The sequence below is a fragment of the Actinophytocola xinjiangensis genome (assembly GCF_001921215.1).
Taxonomy (GTDB): Bacteria; Actinomycetota; Actinomycetes; order Mycobacteriales; family Pseudonocardiaceae; genus Actinophytocola; species Actinophytocola xinjiangensis.
The window spans coordinates 1-1521 of record NZ_MSIF01000058.1; the positions used below are offsets into that span (position 1 = coordinate 1).

At 60.9% G+C, this 1521-nt stretch carries 1 protein-coding gene; it reads left to right on the forward strand.

Features of this window, described 5'->3' with window-relative positions; genetic code table 11:
- Window positions 1-92: 92 nt before the first annotated feature.
- Window positions 93-1364 carry an IS4 family transposase gene (locus tag BLA60_RS41785; RefSeq protein WP_075138642.1) on the forward strand — a complete coding sequence of 424 codons (1272 nt, stop codon included), beginning with the start codon at window positions 93-95 and terminating at the stop codon, window positions 1362-1364.
- The last annotated feature ends 157 nt before the right edge of the window (window positions 1365-1521 follow it).

The following is a 1521-nucleotide window of genomic DNA, read 5'->3' on the forward strand; positions in this document are numbered from 1 at the left end:
CAATGCCGCTTACTTAGCGGGGGGTCTGTGGTGCTGGGGTGGGTGTTGTGGTCATCGTAGCGCGGGACGGGTAGCGTTCGGTGGTGGGTTTGATGCGTGATTTGCGGCCGTTTGTGTCGGATCATGAGAGGTTGACCGACGCGATTGGTATTGGGGTGTTGACGCGTCTGCTGGATCGGGATCTGGTGGACGAGGTCGTTGCTGCGGCGGATCGGCGTGAGAAACGGGTGCGGTTGTTGCCGGCCCGGGTGGTGGTGTATTACGTGCTGGCTTTGTGTCTGTTTTTTGGTGAGAGTTATGAAGAGGTCATGCGGAAGCTTGCGCATGGTTTGCGATGTGTGGGGTCCTGGCGGAAGGAATGGAAGATTCCCACGACTGGGGCGATTTCCAAGGCGCGGATGAAGCTTGGTGAGGAGCCGTTGCGGTTGCTGTTCGAGCGGGTCGCGAGCCCGATGGCGTTGCGGAGCACTCCGGGCGCCTGGCTGCGTGGGTGGCGCATCATGGCCATCGATGGTGTCATTTTCAATCTTCATGACACGGACGATAATGAAGCGGGGTTCGGGCGCTGCGGCGGTAAGAATCCGTCACCTTTTCCGCAGGTTCGGGTCGCGGGACTGGTTGAGTGCGGGACACACGCGATCGTCGCCGCGCGGGTCGATCCCTGGAGGGTGCAGGAGCGTGCTCAGGTGCCGCATCTGCTGTGGGCGTTTCAGCGGGACATGGTGGTCATCGCGGACGCGGGTCTCTACAGCTACGACGTGTGGAAGGCCGCTGCTCAGGCCTCGGCCGAGCTGGTCTGGCGGGTCACCGACAGTCTGGACCTTCCGGTGTTGGAGACGCTGCCGGACGGCTCGTATCTCTCTCTGATCGGCGATCCCGCGAAGAAACGCAGGAATCGTGAGTACTCTCGACTCGGCAGCTCCCGCTGTCTCGATGTTGATCTCCTTGAGGTTCGCGTGATCGAGTACGAGATCCCCAACCGTGACGGCAAGAAAGAAGTCATTCGGCTCATCACCACGATCATGGAGCCCGTTCACGCGTCCGCCGCTGAACTCGCTGCCGTCTATCACGAACGGTGGGAAGAGGAATCTGTCTTCGACGAGATCGAAACCCACCAACGCGGCGGTTCCACCGTCCTGCTGCGATCCAAACACGCCGAGACCGTCCGGCAAGAGATCTGGGCGTTGCTGCTCACCCACTACGCCATCCGTCATCTCATGCGCGAAGCCGCGGAACAAGCCGATATCGACACGGACCGACTGTCGTTCATCCGGTCCTTCCGGGCTGTTCGCCGCCAGGTCACCGACCAGGCGGCGTTTTCCCCCCGGCACACTCGCTATCGCAACCATCGAAACGATCCATGAGATCCTCGAGTACCGCAACCCGAAACGACGAGAACGTAGCTATCCACGCACGGTCAAGAAAGTACGAAGCAGATACAAACACAAGAAACCCGGCCAAGTCGGGATCCGCTACGACACGCCACCCCTGCTCGTCATCCTGCCGCCACGACCCCCGAAA